This is a genomic window from Pseudomonas sp. Hz4, from assembly GCF_054898165.1.
The window spans coordinates 3241313-3263137 of the sequence record NZ_CM142719.1 but is presented as its reverse complement, the minus strand read 5'-3'; the positions used below and the strand labels follow the sequence as shown (position 1 = coordinate 3263137).

Genomic DNA, 21825 nt, shown 5'->3' with positions numbered 1-21825 from the left:
CATATTAATGCAGTTTCAGTGCATTAATTTTGCTGTAATGCCACGCGACAACCGCTCATGAAACACAGGGAACCACCCATAGCGGTCAGCGCGCTCAAGGTATAGAACATCGTTGGCGCGGGGGGGGGTGCATCAGCAGGAAACCGCAAATCACCGGGCTCAGGCACTGCCGAGGGCAGCGAGGCAATCAAGCAACAACCGAAGCCACTGGCCATTGCTGGTGCGGAATCGGCAGATTGCGCGATTCACCTCGGCCCATCGGGAAGTACATGAAACCGGCGCGAGCCAGGCGATCGGCGTCGTACAGGTTGCGTCCGTCGAAGATCACCGGGGCGTTGAGCCGCTGCTGGATCAGGCTGAAATCCGGTGCCTTGAACTGCTGCCATTCAGTGCAAATGATCAACGCATCGGCGCCGGACAATACCGATTCCGGCGTGCCCATGAGCATCAACCGGGATTCATCGGGATACAGGTGCTGGGTTTCCTGCATGGCTTGCGGGTCGAACGCGCGGACGTTAGCCCCGGCGGCCCACAACGATTCCAGCAGCACCCGGCTCGGCGCATCGCGCATGTCGTCGGTGTTCGGTTTGAACGCCAGGCCCCACACGGCAAAGGTTCTGCCGCGCAAGTCGCCCTTGTAGAACGCGTTGATGCGTTCGAACAGCTTGTGTTTCTGACGCTGGTTGATCGCTTCCACCGCTTGCAGCAGATCGCTGGAGCAATGAGCCTCTTCGGCGCTGTGGATCAGCGCGCGCATGTCCTTGGGAAAACACGAACCGCCATAACCGCAACCGGGGTAGATGAAGTGGTAACCAATGCGCGAATCGGCGCCGATGCCCAGGCGCACCGATTCGATGTCGGCGCCCAGGTGTTCGGCCAGTTCGGCGATCTGATTGATGAAACTGATCTTGGTCGCCAGCATGCAGTTGGCGGCGTACTTGGTCAGCTCGGCGCTGCGCAGGTCCATGAACATGATCCGGTCATGGTTGCGGTTGAATGGCGCGTAAAGGTCGCGCATGACGTCACGTACATCTTCGCGTTCGCAGCCGATGATGATCCGGTCCGGGCGCCGGCAATCGGCCACGGCCGAGCCTTCTTTCAAAAATTCCGGGTTGGAGACGATCTCGAACTGCAACAACCGGCCGACCTTGATCAGGCACTTGTCGATGTGCGCGCGCAAGGTGTCACCCGTGCCCACCGGTACCGTGGATTTCTCCACCAGAATCACCGGTTGTTCACGATGACGCGCCACGGCTTCGCCCACCGACAGCACATACCGCAGATCCGCCGAACCGTCATCCCGGGACGGTGTACCGACCGCGATGAACAACACCTGGCCATGCTGCACTGCGAGTTTTTCGTCGGTGGTGAACTGCAGCCGTTTGGCTTCCAGGCTTTTGCGTACCAGGCTGGCCAGCCCCGGTTCGAAAATACTCACGTGGCCTTGTTGCAGCAGCCCGACTTTCTTCTCGTCAATGTCTATGCAAATCACGTCGTGGCCGACTTCAGCCAGGACGGCCGCTTGCACCAGGCCAACGTAACCGCTACCAAATACACTGATTTTCATGGGGCACTCCTGAGTGCGGATCGACTTGCTGCCGTGCGCCATCAGAATAGGCAAGGCCATATTTCAATTCGCCTATCGTGTTGTATAACGCCACGTCCGGGCGCTTCATACGCCAGGCCCAACACCTCTGTTTATTCTGAAAGTCATACAGCCGCTGTTCGGACTTCTGCCGTTCATCGAGTTTTTTAGTAGAAAGTCTTACAGAAGTGTTCCGCTTTATAGGAAGGATGTTTCAATCCTTAGTTGTTTAATGAACTGTTTCTACTCAAGGCCGTTTCGTTTGATTGACTTACCCGCTACTGACTTAATCCCCTCAAAGACCAACCCGCTGACCCTGTATCTGGCGCGCCTCGCACCCTCCAGCCAACTGACCATGCGTTACGTTTTGCAGGATGCCGCTGATCGGTTGGGCTTCGAAGACATGAACGTCGAGGAGATTCCGTGGCACAACCTGCAACCTGAAGATGTCATTGCGCTGGTGGCCACTTTGCGCTCGGACGGATACGCGCCGAACACCTCTTCGCTGTACGTCAACGCAGTGCGCGGGGTGATGAACGAAGCGTGGCGCATGAGCCTGATCAGTCAGGAACACTTGCTGAAAATGCGTTCGGTCAAGGGGATTGCCGGCACGCGACTGTCCCAGGGTCGCAACCTAAAGCGCACGCTGATCCAGGAATTGATGGCGGTCTGTGCCGCCGATCCACGGCCACAAGGTCTGCGGGACGCGGCGATTATCGGGATTTTGTACGGTTCGGGGATGCGCAAATCGGAATCGGTGAACCTGGACCTGAACCAGGTCGACTTCACCGAGCGCAGCCTTTGTGTGACCGCCAAGGGCAACAAGCAATTGATCAAGTACGCACCGGCCTGGGCGTTCGCCAAACTCAATGACTGGCTGGAACTGCGGCGCTCACTGCTGAAGGAGGGTGAAACGGACGATCCGTTCCTGTTCAACCGCATTCGTCGCGGCAGCCACATCACCCGCGAGCGCATCACCAAGCACGCGATCTATTACATCGCCCGGCAACGGGGTGCGCAGGTCGGGGTGAAAATCATGCCGCATGATTTTCGGCGTTCGTTCATTACCCGAGTGATTGAGGAGCATGACTTGTCGATCGCCCAGAAACTCGCCCATCACAGCAACATCCAGACAACGGCCAACTACGATGTGCGCGATGACAACGAGCGGCGTCGGGCAGTGGACCGGTTTGATCTTTGACGGACGGGGCTCAAGGTTCGCTCAGTACGTGGGCATGGCCGATCATCGAGACGTGAACCGCACTGCCGGCGGGTGGCGCATACAGGCCCGAACTGCGCACCATTAACGATCGACCTGGCTGTTCGCCGGAAACCAAAGACTGCAATTCCACGGTCAACGTGCAGGTATTGCCGCTGAAATCCCGCTCGGTCACTACAGCGCGGCACCCCGCAGCCTTCGTTGAGCTGGGCTGGAGGCTGACGAGTTGCAGTTGCTCGGGGCGCAGCATGATCTGTGCCGATTTGTTGTTCCGATGATTGTTCACCGGTATACGACCGAGATCGCAATGGGCCCAACCGGCTTCGATTCTGGCGGGCATGACCACTGCATCCCCCAGAAACAGCGCGGTTTGTTCATCTTCGGGGTAGCGGTAAAGATCCAGCGGATGGCCTGACTGCACCAGCCGACCGTCGCGCATCACCGCCAGCTGATCGGCAAACGACAAAGCCTCACTCTGGTCGTGGGTGACCAGAATGGTGGTCACGCCGGCGTCTGTCAGTAGCCGTGCGACCATTTTACGCATGGCGCCCCGAAGTCCGGTGTCGAGGGCCGAAAACGGCTCGTCCAGCAACATCAAGCGCGGCTGTTGCGCCAACGCCCGCGCCAGCGCCACGCGCTGTTGCTGGCCACCGGAAAGTTCATGGGGCCAACGGTTGGCCATGTTCGCATCCAGTGCGACGCTGTCCATCAACTCCGCGATTCGCTCCTGTCTTGCGCCGCCCTTGCTCGAAAGCCCGAAACCGATATTGGCGGACACGGTCATGTGCGGGAACAGGGCGCCGTCCTGCGGAACATAGCCAATCAAACGCTGATGCGCCGGGACTTCGTGGGTGTCGTCGACGAGCGTTTGGCCATTGAGTGACAGACGGCCGGTGTCAGGGAATTCGAAGCCGGCGATCATCCGCAACAACGTGGTTTTTCCTGAGCCGGACGGGCCGACGATGACCGTTCGGCTGCCCGTTGGCACCAACAGGTTGATGTTCTCCAGCGCTTGAAAGGCGCCATAGGACTTGGAAATGGAATGGAGTTCGAGAGCGTTCATCGGCCAGCCGTTCGTTTGGATTGGTGATAGAGAAGTCCGGTCAACGGAAGCGACAGCAGGATCATCAACAGGGCGTAGGGCGCCGCGGCGGCGTAATCGATTTCGCTGGTCATGGCCCAGAATCCGGTGGCCAGGGTGCGCGTGCCGTTAGGGGCGAGCAGCAGGGTAGCGGTCAACTCATTGGTGATCGCCAAAAATACCAGCGCGGCACCTGCGGCAGCGCCGGGCGCGGCCAGGCGCAGGGTGATCAGCCACAATGCCCGGGTGGGTGAGCGGCCGAGGCTGCGGGCCATGTTTTCCAGCTCTACCGGCGCCTGGGCGATGCCTGCGCGCAAACTCACCAGGGCGCGCGGAAGAAACATCAGCAGATACGCCAGCAACACCGTGATGGTTGTCTGGTAAATCGGCCGGGCAAAATGGATGGTGATGGTCACCAATGCCAGGGCAACAACGATCCCAGGCAACGAACTGGTGATGTAGTTGCAGCTTTCCAGCACACGTTGCATCCGGCCCGGAGAGCGAATCGACAACCAGGCAATCGGGATCGCGGCGCAGGTGGTCAAGGCTGCACCCGTAACGCCGAACATCAGTGTCTGTTCCAGCGCCGGCAGAAGCTCGGCCATCTGCCAAACCTGTGTACCGCCAGCCACCAGCCAGTGACCCAACGTTACCAGTGGCACGCCCAGTGCCAGCGCACAGGTGGCGATCTGCAGTGTCAGCGCGAGGAGCGTGGCTGCGGATTTCAGGCGCACAACCCGCTGCTCTCGAGCGCTTCCCGACCCGACCCGGGCGTAACGCGCCGAGCCGCGAGCAGCGGATTCTGCGGTCAGCATCACCAGGCAACACAGGGCGAGCACGCTGGCCAGCATGTTGGCGGCGGGTCCGTTGAAGGTGGACTTGAACTGATCGAAGATTGCCGTGGTGAAGGTGTCGAAGCGGATCATCGCGTACAGGCCATATTCGGCCAGCAGGTGCAGGCCCACCAGCAAGGCACCGCCGCAGATGGCCAGGCGCAGTTGCGGCAGCACCACACGGAAAAATATGGCCCAGGGTTTGAGACCGAGTGATTCGGCAACGTCTTCGATGGCCGGATCGAGCCGACGCAGCGTTGCAGCAATCGGCAGGTACAGGAACGGGAAGTAGGCGATGACCGACACCAGAACCCCGGCAAACAGCCCGTGAATCGGTGGGACCAGACTGACCCACGCATAGCTGTGAACGAAGGCCGGCACCGCCAGCGGCGCGGTCGCCAACAACGACCACCAACGCCGCCCCGGCAAATTGGTGCGCTCTGTCAGCCAGGCCAGAGACAGGCCTAACGTGACGCACAACGGAATCGTGATCACCACCAGTAAAACGGTGTTGATCAACAGTTCAGCGACCCGCGGCCGAAATACCAGCGGCACAAGGGTCGCCCAGCCTGTCTGAAACGACACGCCGATGACGAAGGCAATCGGCAGCAGCGACAGCAGCGAAACCAGCACCGACAAACCGATCACCCATGCGCCGCCGCTTCCTGCGAAAATACCGCGGGATCGTCGTCGCACGTTCGCGGGTATCGCCTCAGCGACACCGGCCGGCAAAGTTTCTGGCATCAATTAGAGCAGTCCCGCCTGAGTCATCAACTCCACGGCTTTTTTACTGTCGAGTTTTGAAGCATCGACTGTCGGCGCGTCGAGTTGCTGCAAAGGCAACAGTTTGGGGTTGGATTCAGCGTTCTTGCCCACGGCGTATTCGAACGATTTGCCGGTTTTGAGGATGGCCTGGCCCTCTTTGCCGGTAATCCACTTGAGGAACGCCTGGGCGTGTTCCTTGTGTTTGCTGGACGCCAGAACGCCGCCGCCGGAGACACTGACAAACGCGCCCGGATCCTTGTGCTTGAAGTAATGCAGGGCGGTGTTCTTGCTGTTTTCGCCGGTCTTGGCCTGGTCGCCGAAGCTGTAATAGTGGTAGATCACGCCGCTGTCGATCTGCCCGGCGTTAACCGCTTTCATTACCGCACTATTGCCGCGATAGATCGTGGCATTGGCCTTCAACCCTTTGAGCCATTCCAGAGTGGCAGCTTCACCCTTGAGTGCCAGCACGGCAGCGACGATCGCCTGGAAGTCGGCACCGGCCGGCGACGCGCCCCAACGACCTTTCCAGTTCGGGCCGGCGAGGTCCATCAGCGACTTGGGCAGTTCGGCTTCGGGCAGTTTGCTCGGGTTATAGACAAACACCGTGGAACGCGCGGCGATCCCCACCCATTTACCATGGGCCGGACGGTAAGCATCGCCGACCTGTTCCAGAGTGGTCGGCGCAACCGGCGCAAACAGCCCCGCGTTGTCGACCAGCACCATGGCCGGGGAGTTTTCGGTCAGGAACACGTCGGCCGGGGAGGCGGCGCCTTCCAGCACGATCTGATTGCCCATTTCGGTGTCGTCACCATTGCGTACGGTGACCTTGACGCCGGTTTCCTTGGTAAAGCCCTCGATCCAGGATTTGGTCAGGCTTTCGTGTTGGGCGTTGTAGACCACGATGCCATCAGTCTCTGCTGCGTACACGTGACCGGCGCTCGTCAGAGCGGCAGCCAGCAGTGCTGTTTTCAGGAAAGAAGGGATGTGAGAAATCATGCAGTGACAGCTCCTGGCTTTTTTAGATTCGATCACGCAGATTCGACAGAACCAACGGGAAGGTCGTCGATCAGTCTACATCAATACGAATCATTTGCATGTTTAAGGCGCGGCAAATGTAAAGGGCAGTATGAGAAAAAAGCGCCAAATCACTGGGCCGATGGACACCCTTTTTGTGTTCCGCCAGCGGCCTGGCTGATAAGCGCGGCGAGGCGTTTGACGTTGTTTTGTTGCGCCGCCACCAGCTCATCTATGGAAGCACCTGAAGGCGTTTGCAAGGTGCTGCGGCAGGTGACCAGCGCAGCATCACCTTCGCTCAGATTGCGCAGGCGCCACTTGACGTCGATCAAAGCATATTGACCGGGAACCGAGTCGAAGCGCTGCACGTCCACCCGCACCGACAGGTTGTGCCGGGGATTGGCGCTGACCATTTGATCGACCAGAGCACTGCGCAATTCATCCACCAGACTCGCAGCCCACCACTCTGTTTCAAGGATCGCCATGCCGCTGTTGCCCTGGCGAATGACGATCTGCGGACGATCCACCTGGGGCGGCACGCTGATGCCCTCAATCTGGATGTCTGCACCGCTGTTCCGTGCAGCAAGGCTCGGTTGAGCCGGAATCAGGGTGTGGAATTGAATCGGATCACTGCGGCAAGCGGCGAGCAGCACCAGCGCGGTGAGCAAGGTGATCTTCAGTGGAAAAGCCATGGCTGATGCTCCTGTGGTCATTTGCGCGGCGGCCCTTGCAGATCCATCGGCGCGGCATTGTCGGGACGACCGCGAATCAGCGATTCCGGGTGGCGTCCCAGGTAATCCGAGAGTTCACGCAAGGAGCGCGACATGCGTCCGAGTTCGTCCAGGGTCTGGCCTAATTGTTCGCGTTGCGGCGAGTCTTCAGCCAAGGTCGAACTGGCCGATTGAAGGGTCTTGCTGACGTCCGCCAGCGTCGTCTGCACGCCGGGCAGGGTCTTGGCGTTGAATTGCGCCAGGCCTTTACGCAATTCGACGAGGTTGCTGTCGAGGTTGCCGGCAATGCGCTCGATTGGCAGCTGGTTGATCTTGTTGACCATGCCCTCCAGTTTTTCCTGCAACTGCTCGAGGCTGCCAGGAATGGTGGGGATAGAGACAGGACGGGCGGTCGGATCGAACACGACTTTCTCCGCTTTGGGGTAGAAGTCGAGCGCGATGTACAACTGACCGGTCAACAGATTGCCGCTACGGGCCTGGGCCCGCAGACCGTTGTCGATGAAGCTGCCCATTAGACGTACGCCTGCGGCTTCGTCGTTGGGGTCATGCTTCAAGGCCTCGAGCATTTTAATGTGGGCCTGGCCGAGTCGTTGCGGGTAGATCACGATGCCGACATTGACCGGGAAACTGCGCTTTTTCGCGTCGAAGTCCAGATTGACCGACACGACTCTGCCGAACTCCATACCAAGGAATTCCACCGGCGCACCGACCTTGAGCCCGCGCAAGGCCTGATCGAAACGCAAACTCAAGAATTGTCCCTTGCCGCTGGGCGGGGCGAGGGCGGTTAGCTGGTCTTCGAACAGATCGAAGGCTTTCTCCTCTGTGGCCGGTTGATCGTTAGGGCTGTATTCCGGAGCGCGGAAGGCGATGCCGCCCACCAAGATGGACGACAGCGACTCGGTTTTCACCGAAAAGCCGTTGGCGCCGACATTCACGTCGATCCCGCTGGCGTTCCAGAACCGGGTGTTTTCAGTGACGTGGGCGTCGTTGGGCGCGTGCATGAACACTTCGATGTTCACCCCTTTACCGTCGGCGTTCAGGGCATAAGCCACCACTTGACCCACCGGAATCTTGCGGTAGTAAACCGGAGAGCCAATATCCAGCGAACCCAGGTCCTGAGTATTTAAGGTGAAGCGCTTGCCCGGCTCGCCATAGGTAATCGGCGGCGGGTTTTCCAGGCCGGTAAAGTTTTTTGCGCGAGCGTTGGCCTGGCCAATGTCGGCGCCAATGTAATCCCCGGACAGCAGGGTATCGATACCCGACACCCCGCCAGCACCAATACGCGGACGCACGACCCAGAATTGCGAGTCTTCGCGGGTGAAACTTTCCGCCTCGTTGGCCAGTTTGATGGTGGCGTTGACGCTTTTCTGGTCGTTGCTCAGTTCCACGTCCGTGACTTGGCCGATCACCACGTTGCGGTATTTGACTTCGGTCTTGTTGGCCGTCAGGCCGCTGCCGGTTTTGAACGTGACGGTAATGGTCGGACCTTCCTGCAGCATGGTGTGTACGACCAGGGAAATCCCCACCAGCACCGCGACAATCGGCACGATCCAGACCAGCGAAACGCTGAAACGACGGGTTTTGACAGGGGCCTGTCCGGGCGCTTGCGGCCCGTCAGTGGCTTGCGACTTCATCCTTGGCCTCCTCGTTTGGGTTATCCCGCTCTTTTTTGTCCCAGATCAGGCGTGGGTCGAAACTCATGGCCGAGAGCATGGTGAACACCACCACCAGGCCAAAAAACAGAATGCCCACGCGCGGCTCGATATCGCCCAGCGCCTGGAACTTCACCAGCGCCGCCACCAGCGCGACGACAATCACGTCGAGCATTGACCAGTAGCCGATGAGCTCGACGAAACGGTAGAGCTTTGAACGCTCTTTGCGCGCCCATGAGCTGTCGCGTTGCACAGTGACCAGCAGCAGCGTCAGGGCGACGAACTTGACGCCCGGCACCGCGATGCTGGCGATGAAAATGATCAGGGCAATGTCCCAGGCGCCGTGTTGCCAGAACTCCAGCACACCGCTCATGATGGTGCTGTCGGCACCGGAGCCGAGCATGGTGGTGTTCATCACCGGCAGCAAATTGGCCGGGATATAGAACACCAGCGATGTCAGCAGGTAGGCCCAGGTCCGGGTCAGGGAGTTACTTTTGCGTCGGTGCAAGGGCGCGCCGCAGCGTTCACATTCGTGAGGTTCATGGGTCATGTCGCAGGCCAGGTCGCAGCTGTGACACAGGCAGAGGTTGAGTTCGCTGGCGGTCGGTGGCGCGTTCATAGGATGTCCCACAGATCGCGAATATCGCGTCCGGCAAGGCGGATCATCATCAGGCTGAGGACAGCCAGGGCAAATAGGCCAATCCCGGGCAGCACGTCGAGCAAACCTGCGAGTTTGAACACCGCCACCATGGCCCCCAGTAAGCACACTTCCAGCATGCTCCAGGGCCGGAGTATTTCCAGCCAGCGCATGCAGAACCTGAAAACGGGCGAACGTCGCTGCACGAGCGCGAAGCTCAGGACCCAGATCAGCAGGAGTAACTGGAAAATGGGCGCGATGATGATGGAAATCGCCGCCACCATGGCAATAAACGTGATCGGCCCATGACTCAGGGCCAGCACCGAATCCCAGAGCGTCGCGCTGTTTTTCAGGCCCTTGAGGCTGATGCTCATGAGCGGATAGAAATTGGCGAAAATCCACAGCACCGCGGCGGTGAAGGTCAAGGCCAGTCGCTGCTCCACCGACAGGCCGTTATAGCGCTGAAGCACGCCGCCGCAGCGCATACAAAGGGTTTTCTGATGTTTAGCGAGCGTGACTTTTTCATACACGCAGTCGCAGTGCTCGCAGATGATCAGTGAGTCAGTCGTAGCCATAGGCTGCACTCGCCAGGACGCAGGGAAGTCAGAGCACTTCCTCAATATAGAAGCGCCTCGCGATTGAGCAAATTAAAAGGCTGTTCAATGGGATAAGTCGGGGCGGTGCGCTAGGGCACCGCGAGGGTGGAGGGCGGTCAGCCCAGCAGTTCACGCAGGCGATACCAGAACATGCCGAGCGCCAACAAAGGAGAACGCAGCATGGGGCCGCCGGGGAACGTCATGTGCGGCACGGCGCTGAACACGTCAAAGCCCTGACTGTGTCCGACATGGATCGCTTCGCCCAACAGCTTCGCGCACCAGTGGGTCACGTTCAGGCCATGACCGGAGTAACCCTGAGCGTAAAACACGTTCGGATGCTGGCTCAGGCGCCCGACCTGTGGGAAGCGATTGGCCGAGATGCCGATCTTGCCGCCCCATTGATAGTCGATGCGCACGTTGGCCAGTTGCGGGAAGACCTTGAGCATGTGCGGGCGCATGTAAGCTTCGATGTCCGCCGGATCACGCCCGGAATAATGGCAGGCCCCGCCGAACAACAAGCGTCGATCTGCCGAGAGCCGGTAATAATCCAGGCCGACTTTCTGGTCGCAGAGCGCCAGATTCTGCGGGATCAATTGCGCTGCCTGTTCGGGCGTCAACGGCTCGGTGGCGATAATGTAGCTGCCCGCCGGGAGGACCTTGCCGCTCAGTTTCGGTTCGAGCTCGTCCAGGTGCGCGTTGCATGCCAGCACCAGACTGCCGGCGCGCACCGTGCCACCGGCACAGCGAACCTGCACGGTGCTGCCATGGATCAACTCCAGCACCGGGCTCTGCTCGAAGATCTTTACGCCGAGGGATTGCGCCAGCCTGGCCTCGCCAAGGACGAGGTTGAGCGGATGCAAATGACCGGAACCCATGTCGACCAGACCACCGGCGTACACGCCGGAGTTCACCACCTGCTGGCGGATCTGCTCCGGCCCGACGAGTCGGGTTTCGTGGGCGTAACCCGATTCGGCAAGGCCTTGCTGCTCAACCTTGAATGCCGCGAACTGCGCTGTAGTGTTCGCCAATTCGCAGAACCCCCAGCGCAAGTCGCAATCGATGCCGTGTTCGCCGATGCGATTACCTACCAGCTCCACCGATTCCGTGCCCGCACGCTCTAAATAGCGCACGCCGTCCTCACCGACATAACGGGCGAAACCGCTGATGTCATGGCCGATGCCGCGGATCAGCTGTCCGCCGTTACGCCCGCTGGCGCCCCAGCCGATCCGTCGGCCTTCCAGCAAAATCACCGAGAGCCCGCGCTGCGCCAGCTCGATCGCCGTGTTGACCCCGGAGAAACCACCGCCGATCACGCACACATCGGCTTCAAGATCCGCGGCCAGCGTGGGGTAGGGCGCCATGTCATTGGCCGACGCCGCGTAATAAGAGCGAGCATGTTCGTTGCTGTTCTGATTCATTTGTTGGACTTCACTTTGCTCCAGGAACGGGTCATCAAACGCATTATCGCCTGGGGCGGGGTGGTCGAAATGTAGAGTTTGTCGAGGACTTCCTGCGGTGGGTAAACCTCAGGATTGTTGACCAGCTCCGAGTCCATGTACTGCTTGGACGCCGGGTTGGGGTTGGCGTAACCGACCGAAGCGCTGACCTGGGCGATCACTTGCGGGTCGAGCAGGTAATTGATGAATGCGTGGGCTTCTTTTTGGTTGCTGGCGTCTGCAGGAATCGCCAGCAGGTCGAACCACAAGTTACTGCCTTCCTTGGGAATCGCGTAGGCGATGTTCACGCCGTTCTTGGCTTCCTTGGCCCGATTCGCGGCCTGGAACACGTCCCCCGAGTAACCGAAGGCCACGCAGATGTCGCCGTTGGCCAGGTCCGAGACGTACTTGGACGAGTGGAAGTAGGTGATGTAAGGCCGGATGCTCAGCAGCTTGGCCTCGGCTTTTTTGTAGTCTTCAGGGTTTTCGCTGCGCGGGTCCATGCCCATGTAATTGAGAACGGCGGGGAACACTTCATCGGCCGAATCCATCATCGACACACCGCACTGACTGAGTTTCTTCAGATTCTCGGGTTCGAAAAACACTGCCCAGGAGTCGATGCGATCGATGCCCAGGACTTGCTTGACCTTGTCGACGTTGTAGCCAATGCCGTTGGTGCCCCACAGGTACGGGACCGAGTGCTCGTTGCCCGGGTCGTTTTTCTGCAGAAGCTCCAGCAATTTCGGGTCGAGATTCTTGAAGTTGGGCAGTTGCGAACGATCGAGTTTCAAGAACGCGCCGGCCTTTACCTGGCGAGCGAGGAAGTGGTTGGACGGCACCACCACGTCATACCCCGTGCGGCCGGCGAGCAATTTGCCCTCCAGGGTTTCGTTGGAGTCGAACACGTCGTAGATCACCTTGATTCCGGTTTTCGCCTGGAAGTCGACGAGGGTGGTCTCGCCAATGTAATCGGTCCAGTTGTAGACGCTGACCGTTGGCTGAGCCTGCGAAACGGCGCTGAACAACAACGCCAATGCGACCGGGACCACGGATTTCAATAGATGCATATCGACACCTCTAAGAATGTTCGTTCCCACGCTCTGCGAGCGAATGCAGCCCGGGACGCTCTGCGTCCCAAAACGGACGCGGAGCGTCCGGTGAGTCGTTCCCACGCAGAGCGTGGGACCGATCAAGTGCTAGACGCTGAGCAACAGGAACTCACGCTCCCAGGAGCTGATCACGCGCTTGAAGTTCTCGTGTTCGGCGCGTTTGACCGCCACGTAACCGCGGACGAATTTGCTGCCCAAATAGCGCCCGACGGTTTCGCACTCTTCCATCTGCGTCAGAGCGTCTTCGATGGTGATCGGCAGGCGCAGGTTGCGCCGTTCATAGGCGCGACCTTGCACCGCAGCGCTGGGCTCGATGCGCTCAACCATGCCCAGGTACCCGCACAACAGGCTCGCTGCGATGGCCAGATAAGGGTTGGCGTCGGCCCCCGGCAAACGGTTTTCCACGCGCATCGCGTCTGGCGTGGAGGTCGGCACGCGCAGGCCCACGGTACGGTTTTCCTCGCCCCATTCGACGTTCACCGGCGCCGAGGTGTCCGGCAGGAAGCGGCGGAACGAATTGACGTTGGGCGCGAACATCGGCAGCACTTTGGGGATGTACTTTTGCAGGCCACCGATGTGGTGCAGGAACAGTTCGCTCATCTGCCCGTCGGCTTCGGCAAAGATCGGCTGGCCGGTGGCGATGTCCACGACGCTCTGGTGGATATGCATGGCGCTGCCGGGCTCATCGCCAATCGGTTTGGCCATGAAGGTCGCGGTGACGTTGTGCTTGAGCGCCGCTTCGCGCAGGGTTCGCTTGAACACGGTGATCTGGTCGGCCAGGTCCAGTGCGTCGCCATGACGGAAGTTGATTTCCATCTGCGCCGGACCGTCTTCGTGGATCAAGGTGTCGAGGTCCAGACCCTGAAGTTCGCACCAGTCGTAAACGTCTTCAAACAGCGGATCGAATTCGTTGGCGGCGTCGATGGAAAACGATTGACGACCACTTTCCGCACGCCCCGAACGACCCAGCGGCGCCTTGAGCGGTAAGTCCGGATCTTCGCAGCGCTGTGTCAGGTAGAACTCCATTTCCGGCGCGACAATCGGCCGCCAGCCTTTGTCGGTGTACAGCTGCAGGACTTTCTTCAGTACGTTGCGCGGCGACAGCTCGATCGGGTTGCCGAACTTGTCGAAGGTGTCGTGAATCACGATGGCGGTGGGCTCGATGGCCCATGGAATCACGTAAACCGCGTCGGAAACGGGCTTGCAAACCATGTCGATGTCGGCGGGGTCGAGCAGGTCGTAGTAGATGTCGTCGTCGACAAAGTCCCCGGTTACCGTTTGCAACAGCACACTTTCCGGCAGGCGCATGCCTCGCTCATGCAGGAACTTGTTGGTGGGTGCAATTTTGCCGCGTGCAATGCCGGTCAAGTCGCTGACCACACACTCGACTTCGGTAATTTTGTGATCTTTCAGCCACGTGAGCAGCTGATCGAAAGGGACATTCATAAAGACCTCGTTATTGGTTTTATTAACGCCGGGAGGCTGGTTTCATCCACCACACACTTCCCCTGTGGCGCGTTGACGACTATCTTGGCCGAGCCTTGACGTTCTATCTATCCACTTTCAGCAGCACCAAAACGCACCAAACGAGTGCGTAAGGTCATCCATGACAACGTGCAATCCCTTGCAAGTCCAAGCGTTCAACACCGCCGACGTGGCCGAGCAAATCCGCGTCACACCGGGTTGGGTGCAGCATTACCAGCAAATGTCGCCAGGGCATTTCGCCGGGAGGGTGCGCTATCTGGACCTGCAAGGCGTGGAGATTTACGAGGAACACATGAACACGCGGGTCGAACAGAATTTCAGCGCCCCTGAAGGCTCGCTGGCGTTCTGTTTCGATCGCAGCGACAACGCGCTGTACGTGTTGAACGGTGAAAGCCGCAACATCTGGATCACCCCGGAGAACTACCAGGAAATCGCCGTGGTGTTCGGTCCGGCGTTCGTTCAGCGTCACGGTTTGAATGTGGCCAGGCTCGAAGGCCTGTTCATGGCGCCACTGAATTCGGGACAGAACGCGCTGTTCAGTCGCTGGCTCAGCGGGACGTTGACCCGACTGGCGCAGACGCTCGATCCGCCGAGCAAGGAGGCGTTGACCCATCAGTTGCTGGAAGACTGCCTGTACATCCTCGACAACGCGTGTGTGTGCCTTGATCGCGGAGGTCTACAGCGCCGCACCGAAGAGCGATCGGTGATGAAGCGCATCGGTGAATGGGCGGCCGATGCCCCGGAAGAAACCCTGAATCTGCTGGAGCTCTCGCAGGTCGCCGGGGTTTCACTGCGTCAGTTGCAGCATGCGTTCAAGGCTTATACCGGGATGACCCCGACCCATTGGTTGCGCTTGCGTCGACTCAACAGTGCGCGCCGAGAACTGCTCAGCCGTACAGCGATGGAGACTACTGTTGCCGAAGTGGCGATGCATTGGTCGTTCTGGCATTTAGGAAGATTTTCCAGCAGTTATCGGGCGTTATTTAAGGAATTGCCGAGTGAAACGCTGAAACTCAGCCGTTAAATTTTCAAGCGATTTGTCATGTCGCAGGAGCAGGCTTGGCCAATTCGATGCCGGCCGCACTCAATCGCTTCAGGATCTTGTCTTTTTGTGCGGTGAGATAGCACCTCTGCTTCACGAGATCCGCCTTTTCCATAGCAAGACTGCTAGGGGATGCGGTCCCGAGCACACTGAGTTGCCCTTGCAATTGCGCCTGCTCGGGAAGTAACACGGTCGCCAACTTGACCGCATCACTGAAGAGCAACTGAACGTTGCCCCGGCGAAGTGAGAGGAGAGGAGGGGTGATCTACAATCTTCTGTGTTGAGCTCGGTTCAGAATCACGGTGTGTGGAGTAGCAAGGGCTCTTTAGGAGGTCATCATGAGAGCGTTGTCGTCAATTAGCCTGTGCATCGCACTGTCGGTTTCCTCGACCCAGGTGTGGGCAGAAACGGTCGTGCCGATGAAGGGGCAGAATTCGCAACAAACCCAAGTGGACATCACCGATTGCCACACCATCGCGGCCAGTCTGAGCGCCTCGACGGCACCGCCTCCTGCTGGAGGAAGACTGAAGGGAGCCGCTGTGGGCGCTGCCGCAGGGGCTGCGGGGGCGCAGGTGCGCGGCCGTCAGCATGACGAGTTTTATGATCGCGTCGATGATGACGTGAAGCAGGACTATCGCCAGAACCAGGCAAAAGGGGCAGCGGCAGCGGGAGCCGTAGTGGGTGGCTCGCGCCAGCGTCAGGAACGCCGGGAGCAGCAGAAAACCAGTGCTGCGACCAGTTCAACGGCCTATACCAGTTGCCTGCAAGGGAAGGGGTATCAGGTCAATCCTTGAGCATTTTTGGGCTGACGCTGATCGAGCAAATGCACCATCAGACAGGCATACAGCGTCACGGCGATGAACAAGCCCATGCGCACGGCAAACGCGGTGTAAACGTCCTTGCCCGCTGTGCTGTCCTGAACCGATTGGCCCAGCAGGATAATCAGCGTGATCAGGCTGTTGAGCCAGAACCCCGGGCTTAACCGCGTCGGGCTCAAGGCATAGAGTTTGCGCGCCAAAATCAGGCCGAACAGCAGCATCCACAGAAAGAACATCCACAGATGTACAAACAGGCTGAGCGCGCACCAGAACAGAATGGCCAGCAAGCCACCGAGCAACGTTGAACCGACCAGCTCGCGACCGGCTTGACGTGCGGTTGTCGTCGAGCTTTGCTGACCCAGGGTCACGGCCTTCAAGATGATCGGCAGATAACTGGCCGGATCGATCAGCGCCAGCAGGAATGTCGGCAGCACGATCAGGGTGGCACGCAGCGCCACTCGACCGACTTCTTCGTCCGGTAGAACCGGAGGGGGCGGTGGTGACGGGGCATTGATCGGCTCGGGAAACAGCCAATGACTGAGTGCCAGCACTATGACGGCCAGGAGCAATCCCTTGACCAACGCACCGATGACCATCGCGGCCAAATCAAAATCCGCCACACCGGCCGAAGAGATCATGGTCAGGCCAATCACCAGAAAAGTGACAATCAGATTGTTACCGCCACGCAGTCCAAAACGAAAAGCCAGGAACAGACTCGCGCCGATCAGTAGCACGCCGCTGAAGGGGTAATAACGCAGGATCGGGATCAATAGCAGACCGACGCCATTGGTCAACATCGCGGCCAGTGCGAGCACTACTCCAGCCTTGAAGGGCAGCGCACGATTGAGCGTGGACAGCAGCAGCAAGCAAAGCACTGGCGCGATAAACGGGATCGGCAAACCCAGGCCGAAACTGATTGCCAGGCACAGTGCCGTGCCGAAAGCCAGCCGCAGTGCGCGTTGAACCCGGGGGGGGCGTTCAGTAGGCATAGGACAGCCAACTCATCAGTCCCAGGAATACGCGACCGAGCGGGTTGAGCGGGTTGCTCTGGGTGGGGAAGGCCATGACTTCGGCCTGCCCTCCGGCACGGATGGCGCGACTGTCACGCAGTGTGTTCATTGAGTCTTGGGAAAACTCGATGATTACCGGGAAACGCTGGGCCGGACGCAGCCAGTCACGACTGTTCTGCACACTGGGCAGGGTGCCGGGCGCGGGCGTCTGGCCCACGCTGACGCCGTAACCGACACTGCGCACGCGGCCCTCGAAAATCTGGCCTGGCAACGCATCCAGTGCAATCGCCACCGCAGTATCGGGCTTCACCAGACCGAGATTGTTCTCGGTCATGTCTGCACTGATCCACACATCGCGGATGGCGATCAGGGTCATGACCGGGCTACCGGCCGCTGCGAATTGCCCAACGTCAGTGCGCAGGTCCGTGATCAGGCCGGCCGAGCGCGCGCGAATCTGCGTATTGGCCAGGTCCAGTTCGGCTTTTGACAGCGCCGTGGCGGCGCTGCGCAGCAGGGCGTTCTCTTCGTCGCTGCCACCTTCCTGCTCTTGCGCACGCTGAATTTCGGCACGGGCGGCGGCGACCTGGCTGACCGCCTGTTCATGGTTGGCGCGGGACACTTCAAGCAGACGCACCGATACGGTACCCGGGTCTTCGCGATACAAACCTTCAAGACGCTGATTGTCCTGCCGGGCCTTGCGTTCGTTGGCCTGAGCAGCACGCAACGACGCTTGCGCCGACGCGATTCCGGCAGTGCTGGCACCAATCTGCCGGCGTGTCGACTCAAGGTCAGCGCGTGTACGATCGACGGCAATCTGATAGGGCTGAGAGTCCACCTCAAAAAGCACTTCGCCGGCCTTGACGTCCTGGTTGTTACGCACGTTTACACGGGTCACTCGGGCTGCCACTTCCGCGGCCACCGGAATCACAAAGGCACCCCGATCAGCGCCGACTGGGCCGCGACATTGAGCTCGGCGGCGCGCACGTCGGGTCGACGCAGCAGCAGATTGGCCGGTACTTCCTGCAACACGGCACGGTCGACCAGCGGGATCAATCCTTCATTTTCCATCAGCAGCGGCAGCGCGCCGGGCGGCTGACCGATCAACATGGCCAACGCATTGTGGGTGCGCAACAACTGGTCTTCGAGATTGGGGATGGTGCTCAGCGTGCCCAGGTACTGGGTCTTGGCTTGTTGCAGGTCGAGCTCGGCAGTCTGACCGCTGTTGAACAACTTCTCGGTGATCTCGAAGCTGCGCTTTTGCTGCCTGGCGTTTTCCCGGGCGACGCGCAAACGCGCTTCGGTGGTGCGCAGCGAGAAGTAGGTGTCGGCCACTTGCGCCCGCAACAGCACGAGTACGTCTTCATAGTTGGCCTGGGCGGCGAAGTAATTGGCATCGGACGACTCGATGGCGCGACTGAAGCGTCCCCAAAAGTCCAGCTCCTAGCCAACATCAAAACCGGCGCTGTATTGCCAGAAATGGCTGTCCTGCGGATTGATACCGCCCGATTGTTTTCGATTGAAGTACAGACTATCGACGCTGGCCTGCTGCAGTTGCGGATAAAGCCCGCTTTGGGCGATGCCCAGCTGGGCACGGGCTTCCATCACGCGCAGGCCAGCGATCTTAAGGCTGGCGTTGTGAGCATCCGAGTCGGCAATCAGTTGGTCGAGAACCGGATCGGCGAAGATTTGCCACCACTGACGCATGTCCGGGTTAAGCCCGCGTTGGCTGGATTGCTCAAGGGCAGGGGTGCTCCAGTGCTTGACCCATTCTTCGCCGGGCGACTGGAAGTCCGGGCCCAGCCGTACGCAACCACTGAGGCCGAATACACCCAGCAGCAGGAGCTGGCCTGGCCGAATCAGCAGGCGTCTACTTGGATGCATTACGCATTACCCGACCAACGAAGATCACTGGAGCATAGCCGCCCGAATCGACAGGCGGCTGCTACGCTTTTAAGCTCCTTCAAATCTACTGCAGCCGGCTAAAAAGGTACGACGAATGAATACCACCCAGGGCAGTGTTGAACCCCATTCAGCCGGCTGGCGCTTCAAAATGGGAATAGCCATTATCTGCTTGATGTTGGGGTCCTGGCTGATGGTGCCTGTCGCAGCAGCGGCCGGTGTACCTGGCTCAAGGATCGCTGCGCTGACCGGCGTGCTGTTTATCAGCAACAAGGTCCTGCTGATTCTTGTCATCACCATCATGGGCAAATCGGGCTTCCAGCAACTCAAACGCAGCGTGTTCGGTTACGTGTCCACACTTGCGCCCAAACCCGATCTTGAAGTGGGGCCGGTTCGTCATCGAATCGGCATCGTCATGTTTTGTTTGCCGCTGATCTCATCCCTGCTTGAACCCTACATCGACAGCCTTTGGCCTGGACTCAGGCCCAACCTCTGGCAGCTTCAAGCGTTGGGCGACGCAATGCTGATCGGCAGCTTTTTTGTGCTGGGGGGGAATTTCTGGGAGAAGGTGCGCGCCTTGTTTATTCGCACCGTTCGTGTCGCAAACACGAGTGCGGTGTGAATAAAAATATCGACATAGCGGCTGTGGGCGAGGGCAATACCGTGCGTCCCGGCTCTAAATAGCTAGCTCTACTAAAGAGCTATTTAGCATAGTTAATATTAATTGATGCAATTAAGTCGATAGGGTGTAGTTATTTGGCGAGTGCTATTTCAAGGCTGGAGAACCCAATTTTCAGCCCCTGCGCTGAGGCAGTGATCAGGGCACAGGACCTGGAACCCCACATGGATGGCGGTTTCTACCGCAGAACCTTTCAAGCCGATCACCACGCGATGGTCGAGACCGCGAGTGGCCGGCGGCATCTGATGACATCCATTTATTACTTGCCGACCAAGGATTCGCCGAGAGGTCATTTTCATCTGAACCAATCGGACATCGTGCATTACTACCATCTAGGGGATGCGATTCAGTACAGCCTGATATTTCCGGACGGCACAATGAAAATGGTTGTGATGGGCAGCGATATCAACGCCGGACAATGTTTGCAGTTACATGTGCCTGGTGGCGTCTGGAAAGCTTCGCAGCTTACAAATGGATTGGCGGGATACGGTCTGATCAGTGAAGCAGTTTCACCAGGATTTGATTTTGCGGATATGGAGTTGGGCAGTCGCCAGAAGCTTGCCGAGCAATTTCCTGAGCATTCGGAGCTGTTTGAGAAGCTGATGGGAGGATGAGGGCTGAGGTGAATTGATCGCTTCAAAATCTGTGTGCAATCGGGCTAATCCTGAAACACCTTGTTACGTGTAATGTATATTATGTTAAATCATATGCCATGTTCCAGCCTCCTCCAAGCAAGGCCTAAGGTCCTCACGGACGAAAGTGGACTTTCCGGTACGCCGTGGCGCGGTCAAAAAGACTCCTGAGCTGGCAGCCCCACCCACCACCACTTGCATTATTAGATTAGTGAAACGTGCAGCCAGCGCTTGGCGACGGTAAAAGATATCTTGCGAAATTGAGGGCCTTTGATGTGATCGAATCAAAAGTCGGACGCCATAGCTTGGTATAGCAGCTAGGCGGCATTGGCTTATCAGCACTCCAGTATCAGTATACGTCTGGACCTGGTATCAACGGCCTATGACGGATCATGTCTTTTTTTCAGTTGTCCTACCATGCCAACGCCACGGGATGTTTGCAGGGAGTAGTAAATGCTCGATAGGTGCTTTTTCTGATGGTGAGTAAGGCACTGTTCTCGGCAGCGCGTGGTGCCGGATGGAGCCTACGGACAGACCAGAAGGGTCAGTTACATGTGTAAAAACCGATAACTGTCAGACTTGGATATTGCATAGCTCTCCTTAGACACTACTAATGCCATTCATCTGTGCGTGTGCTGTCCAAAGGCAAGCCCCCTACCCTGCGATCCAAACATTCAGCCGTGGCGTCACGCCGCAACAGTGCAAAACGGCCCAAGGTCACCTTGTATTCGTTTACAGACTGCTCACCAGATGCCCCCCGTCTACAGCTAATGTGGCGCCCGTCATGAACGTGCCGGCTTCACTTGCAAGAAGAAGAAAAGGACCCTCTAGTTCTTCCAGCGTACCCAACCTGCGCATCGGTACGCAGTTGCGGATATAAGATTCGCCTTGCACGCTGCCGAAATAGTCATCGTTCATTTCAGTCTTGAAATACCCGGGAGCAATGGCATTAACGCGAATGTTATGACGCGCCAAGTCCAACGCCAGGGATTGGGTCAATTGCACCACACCGGCTTTCGCGGTGCTGTAATGGCTATAACCGCTACCTGAGCGCAGACCAAGAATTGATGCAATGTTGATGATGCTGCCAGGTATCGCGGCCTTTACCAGGCGCTGAGCCGCGCATTGAGCGACCCGCCAGACTCCGTCTCAGCACTCAATATCTTTTCCAGGAGGCTCTCCAGCTTCATCAATTCCTCTGTCGTAAGGCAAGCAGTGAACTCATTCATTGCAGCGGCCTCCATCGTCGGAAACTTGGATCTCAAAGCTTCGCCCTTGCTGGTCAACACCAACCGAACCTGGCGTCGGTCTTGACCGTCCTGGCTACGGGTGATCAAGCCTTTGCGCTCAAGGCGATCCAGCATTCGAGTCATCGAGGCGCTGTGGATGGACAGGTGTCGGCACAACGCGACTGCGGTGTCATCTCCTTGACAAATAATCTTCAGCACTTTGAGTTGCGCAGCGGTTATGCCGAGAGGCATCAGATGACGATCCAGCAGCCGATCTTTCAGCGCAGCTGTCTGCCCGAGCAGTATCCCGAGGTGAACTGTTTTGAAACTGGCGGCAGAAAAGTTGACCATGTGTTCCCCGTTCAATGCACAG

Annotated in this window: 19 protein-coding genes and 4 pseudogenes; 5 read left to right on the top strand and 18 right to left on the bottom strand. The window is 58.6% G+C overall.

The window, feature by feature from the left end:
* Window positions 1–23: 23 nt before the first annotated feature.
* Both ACYZTR_RS14780 and ACYZTR_RS14775 read right to left on the bottom strand, forming a co-directional pair.
* Window positions 24–163 (bottom strand): annotated as a pseudogene (locus tag ACYZTR_RS14780) (MFS transporter); the annotation flags it as partial.
* A 24-nt stretch (window positions 164–187) separates the two neighbouring features.
* Window positions 188–1567, bottom strand: a complete 1380-nt coding sequence (locus ACYZTR_RS14775; RefSeq protein WP_461971980.1) for a UDP-glucose dehydrogenase family protein — start codon at window positions 1565–1567, stop codon at window positions 188–190.
* Window positions 1568–1847: 280 nt separating this feature from the next.
* Between ACYZTR_RS14775 and ACYZTR_RS14770 the strand changes: the two genes are divergently transcribed.
* Entirely contained in the window at window positions 1848–2786 is a 939-nt protein-coding gene (locus ACYZTR_RS14770; RefSeq protein WP_461963710.1) for a site-specific integrase, read from the top strand.
* A 10-nt stretch (window positions 2787–2796) separates the two neighbouring features.
* On the opposite strand, the gene ACYZTR_RS14765 is transcribed toward ACYZTR_RS14770, so the two are convergent.
* The 10 genes from ACYZTR_RS14765 to ACYZTR_RS14720 form a co-directional block, all read right to left on the bottom strand.
* On the bottom strand, window positions 2797–3867 hold the full coding sequence (locus tag ACYZTR_RS14765; RefSeq protein WP_461971978.1) for an ABC transporter ATP-binding protein: 1071 nt from the start codon (window positions 3865–3867) through the stop codon (window positions 2797–2799).
* The gene (locus ACYZTR_RS14760; RefSeq protein WP_461971976.1) at window positions 3864–5462 is read right to left on the bottom strand and encodes an ABC transporter permease; all 1599 of its coding nucleotides are present in this window, start codon (window positions 5460–5462) and stop codon (window positions 3864–3866) included. The genes ACYZTR_RS14765 and ACYZTR_RS14760 overlap by 4 nt, the downstream gene beginning before the upstream one ends.
* Before the next feature lie 3 nt (window positions 5463–5465).
* Entirely contained in the window at window positions 5466–6479 is a 1014-nt protein-coding gene (locus tag ACYZTR_RS14755) for an iron ABC transporter substrate-binding protein (RefSeq protein ID WP_461971974.1), read from the bottom strand.
* A gap of 149 nt (window positions 6480–6628) precedes the next feature.
* Entirely contained in the window at window positions 6629–7189 is a 561-nt protein-coding gene (locus tag ACYZTR_RS14750) for a PqiC family protein (protein ID WP_461971972.1), read from the bottom strand.
* 17 nt (window positions 7190–7206) lie between these two features.
* Window positions 7207–8862 carry a PqiB family protein gene (locus tag ACYZTR_RS14745; RefSeq protein ID WP_461971970.1) on the bottom strand — a complete coding sequence of 552 codons (1656 nt, stop codon included), beginning with the start codon at window positions 8860–8862 and terminating at the stop codon, window positions 7207–7209.
* Window positions 8843–9499, bottom strand: coding sequence for a paraquat-inducible protein A (locus ACYZTR_RS14740; protein ID WP_461971968.1), 657 nt, complete (start codon window positions 9497–9499; stop codon window positions 8843–8845). Before ACYZTR_RS14740 ends, ACYZTR_RS14745 begins: the two co-directional genes overlap by 20 nt.
* Window positions 9496–10092 carry a paraquat-inducible protein A gene (locus ACYZTR_RS14735; protein WP_461971966.1) on the bottom strand — a complete coding sequence of 199 codons (597 nt, stop codon included), beginning with the start codon at window positions 10090–10092 and terminating at the stop codon, window positions 9496–9498. The genes ACYZTR_RS14740 and ACYZTR_RS14735 overlap by 4 nt, the downstream gene beginning before the upstream one ends.
* Window positions 10093–10229: 137 nt before the next feature.
* Complete coding sequence (locus ACYZTR_RS14730; protein WP_461971964.1) at window positions 10230–11531, bottom strand: NAD(P)/FAD-dependent oxidoreductase; 1302 nt, start codon at window positions 11529–11531, stop codon at window positions 10230–10232.
* Window positions 11528–12616, bottom strand: a complete 1089-nt coding sequence (locus ACYZTR_RS14725) for a polyamine ABC transporter substrate-binding protein (RefSeq protein ID WP_461971962.1) — start codon at window positions 12614–12616, stop codon at window positions 11528–11530. The genes ACYZTR_RS14730 and ACYZTR_RS14725 overlap by 4 nt, the downstream gene beginning before the upstream one ends.
* Window positions 12617–12745: 129 nt before the next feature.
* Complete coding sequence (locus tag ACYZTR_RS14720; RefSeq protein ID WP_461971960.1) at window positions 12746–14104, bottom strand: glutamine synthetase family protein; 1359 nt, start codon at window positions 14102–14104, stop codon at window positions 12746–12748.
* 160 nt (window positions 14105–14264) lie between these two features.
* Here ACYZTR_RS14720 and ACYZTR_RS14715 point away from each other — a divergent pair, with 160 nt between their 5' ends.
* The gene (locus tag ACYZTR_RS14715; protein ID WP_461971958.1) at window positions 14265–15167 is read left to right on the top strand and encodes a helix-turn-helix domain-containing protein; all 903 of its coding nucleotides are present in this window, start codon (window positions 14265–14267) and stop codon (window positions 15165–15167) included.
* 16 nt (window positions 15168–15183) lie between these two features.
* On the opposite strand, the gene ACYZTR_RS14710 is transcribed toward ACYZTR_RS14715, so the two are convergent.
* On the bottom strand, window positions 15184–15408 hold the full coding sequence (locus ACYZTR_RS14710) for a hypothetical protein (protein WP_461971956.1): 225 nt from the start codon (window positions 15406–15408) through the stop codon (window positions 15184–15186).
* A 115-nt stretch (window positions 15409–15523) separates the two neighbouring features.
* Here ACYZTR_RS14710 and ACYZTR_RS14705 point away from each other — a divergent pair, with 115 nt between their 5' ends.
* Window positions 15524–15979, top strand: coding sequence for a hypothetical protein (locus ACYZTR_RS14705; RefSeq protein ID WP_461971955.1), 456 nt, complete (start codon window positions 15524–15526; stop codon window positions 15977–15979).
* On the opposite strand, the gene ACYZTR_RS14700 is transcribed toward ACYZTR_RS14705, so the two are convergent.
* The 3 genes and pseudogenes from ACYZTR_RS14700 to ACYZTR_RS14690 form a co-directional block, all read right to left on the bottom strand.
* Complete coding sequence (locus ACYZTR_RS14700; protein WP_461971953.1) at window positions 15964–16992, bottom strand: DUF2955 domain-containing protein; 1029 nt, start codon at window positions 16990–16992, stop codon at window positions 15964–15966. The genes ACYZTR_RS14705 and ACYZTR_RS14700 overlap by 16 nt on opposite strands.
* Window positions 16982–17950, bottom strand: a pseudogene (locus tag ACYZTR_RS14695) (HlyD family secretion protein); the annotation flags it as partial. The pseudogene ACYZTR_RS14695 and the gene ACYZTR_RS14700, both read right to left, overlap by 11 nt.
* Window positions 17947–18894, bottom strand: a pseudogene (locus ACYZTR_RS14690) (TolC family protein); the annotation flags it as partial. The pseudogenes ACYZTR_RS14690 and ACYZTR_RS14695, both read right to left, overlap by 4 nt.
* 115 nt (window positions 18895–19009) lie before the next feature.
* Between ACYZTR_RS14690 and ACYZTR_RS14685 the strand changes: the two are divergent.
* Together ACYZTR_RS14685 and ACYZTR_RS14680 are read left to right on the top strand one after the other, a co-directional pair.
* Window positions 19010–19534, top strand: coding sequence for a transporter suffix domain-containing protein (locus ACYZTR_RS14685; RefSeq protein WP_461971951.1), 525 nt, complete (start codon window positions 19010–19012; stop codon window positions 19532–19534).
* A 146-nt stretch (window positions 19535–19680) separates the two neighbouring features.
* The gene (locus ACYZTR_RS14680) at window positions 19681–20205 is read left to right on the top strand and encodes a cupin domain-containing protein (protein ID WP_461979743.1); all 525 of its coding nucleotides are present in this window, start codon (window positions 19681–19683) and stop codon (window positions 20203–20205) included.
* Between the two features lie 750 nt (window positions 20206–20955).
* Here the strand turns inward: ACYZTR_RS14680 and ACYZTR_RS14675 are convergent.
* Window positions 20956–21372 (bottom strand): annotated as a pseudogene (locus ACYZTR_RS14675) (SDR family NAD(P)-dependent oxidoreductase); the annotation flags it as partial.
* Window positions 21327–21803, bottom strand: coding sequence for a MarR family winged helix-turn-helix transcriptional regulator (locus ACYZTR_RS14670; RefSeq protein WP_461971949.1), 477 nt, complete (start codon window positions 21801–21803; stop codon window positions 21327–21329). The gene ACYZTR_RS14670 and the pseudogene ACYZTR_RS14675, both read right to left, overlap by 46 nt.
* Between the last annotated feature and the right edge of the window lie 22 nt (window positions 21804–21825).

Coding starts and splice junctions, on each gene's coding strand:
- ACYZTR_RS14775 (WP_461971980.1), bottom strand. CDS start 1,567: ATGAAAATCAGTGTATTTGGTAGCGGTTACGTTGGCCTGGTGCAAGCG.
- ACYZTR_RS14765 (WP_461971978.1), bottom strand. CDS start 3,867: ATGAACGCTCTCGAACTCCATTCCATTTCCAAGTCCTATGGCGCCTTT.
- ACYZTR_RS14760 (WP_461971976.1), bottom strand. CDS start 5,462: ATGCCAGAAACTTTGCCGGCCGGTGTCGCTGAGGCGATACCCGCGAAC.
- ACYZTR_RS14755 (WP_461971974.1), bottom strand. CDS start 6,479: ATGATTTCTCACATCCCTTCTTTCCTGAAAACAGCACTGCTGGCTGCC.
- ACYZTR_RS14750 (WP_461971972.1), bottom strand. CDS start 7,189: ATGGCTTTTCCACTGAAGATCACCTTGCTCACCGCGCTGGTGCTGCTC.
- ACYZTR_RS14745 (WP_461971970.1), bottom strand. CDS start 8,862: ATGAAGTCGCAAGCCACTGACGGGCCGCAAGCGCCCGGACAGGCCCCT.
- ACYZTR_RS14740 (WP_461971968.1), bottom strand. CDS start 9,499: ATGAACGCGCCACCGACCGCCAGCGAACTCAACCTCTGCCTGTGTCAC.
- ACYZTR_RS14735 (WP_461971966.1), bottom strand. CDS start 10,092: ATGGCTACGACTGACTCACTGATCATCTGCGAGCACTGCGACTGCGTG.
- ACYZTR_RS14730 (WP_461971964.1), bottom strand. CDS start 11,531: ATGAATCAGAACAGCAACGAACATGCTCGCTCTTATTACGCGGCGTCG.
- ACYZTR_RS14725 (WP_461971962.1), bottom strand. CDS start 12,616: ATGCATCTATTGAAATCCGTGGTCCCGGTCGCATTGGCGTTGTTGTTC.
- ACYZTR_RS14720 (WP_461971960.1), bottom strand. CDS start 14,104: ATGAATGTCCCTTTCGATCAGCTGCTCACGTGGCTGAAAGATCACAAA.
- ACYZTR_RS14715 (WP_461971958.1), top strand. CDS start 14,265: ATGACAACGTGCAATCCCTTGCAAGTCCAAGCGTTCAACACCGCCGAC.
- ACYZTR_RS14705 (WP_461971955.1), top strand. CDS start 15,524: ATGAGAGCGTTGTCGTCAATTAGCCTGTGCATCGCACTGTCGGTTTCC.
- ACYZTR_RS14700 (WP_461971953.1), bottom strand. CDS start 16,992: ATGCCTACTGAACGCCCCCCCCGGGTTCAACGCGCACTGCGGCTGGCT.
- ACYZTR_RS14685 (WP_461971951.1), top strand. CDS start 19,010: ATGAATACCACCCAGGGCAGTGTTGAACCCCATTCAGCCGGCTGGCGC.
- ACYZTR_RS14670 (WP_461971949.1), bottom strand. CDS start 21,803: ATGGTCAACTTTTCTGCCGCCAGTTTCAAAACAGTTCACCTCGGGATA.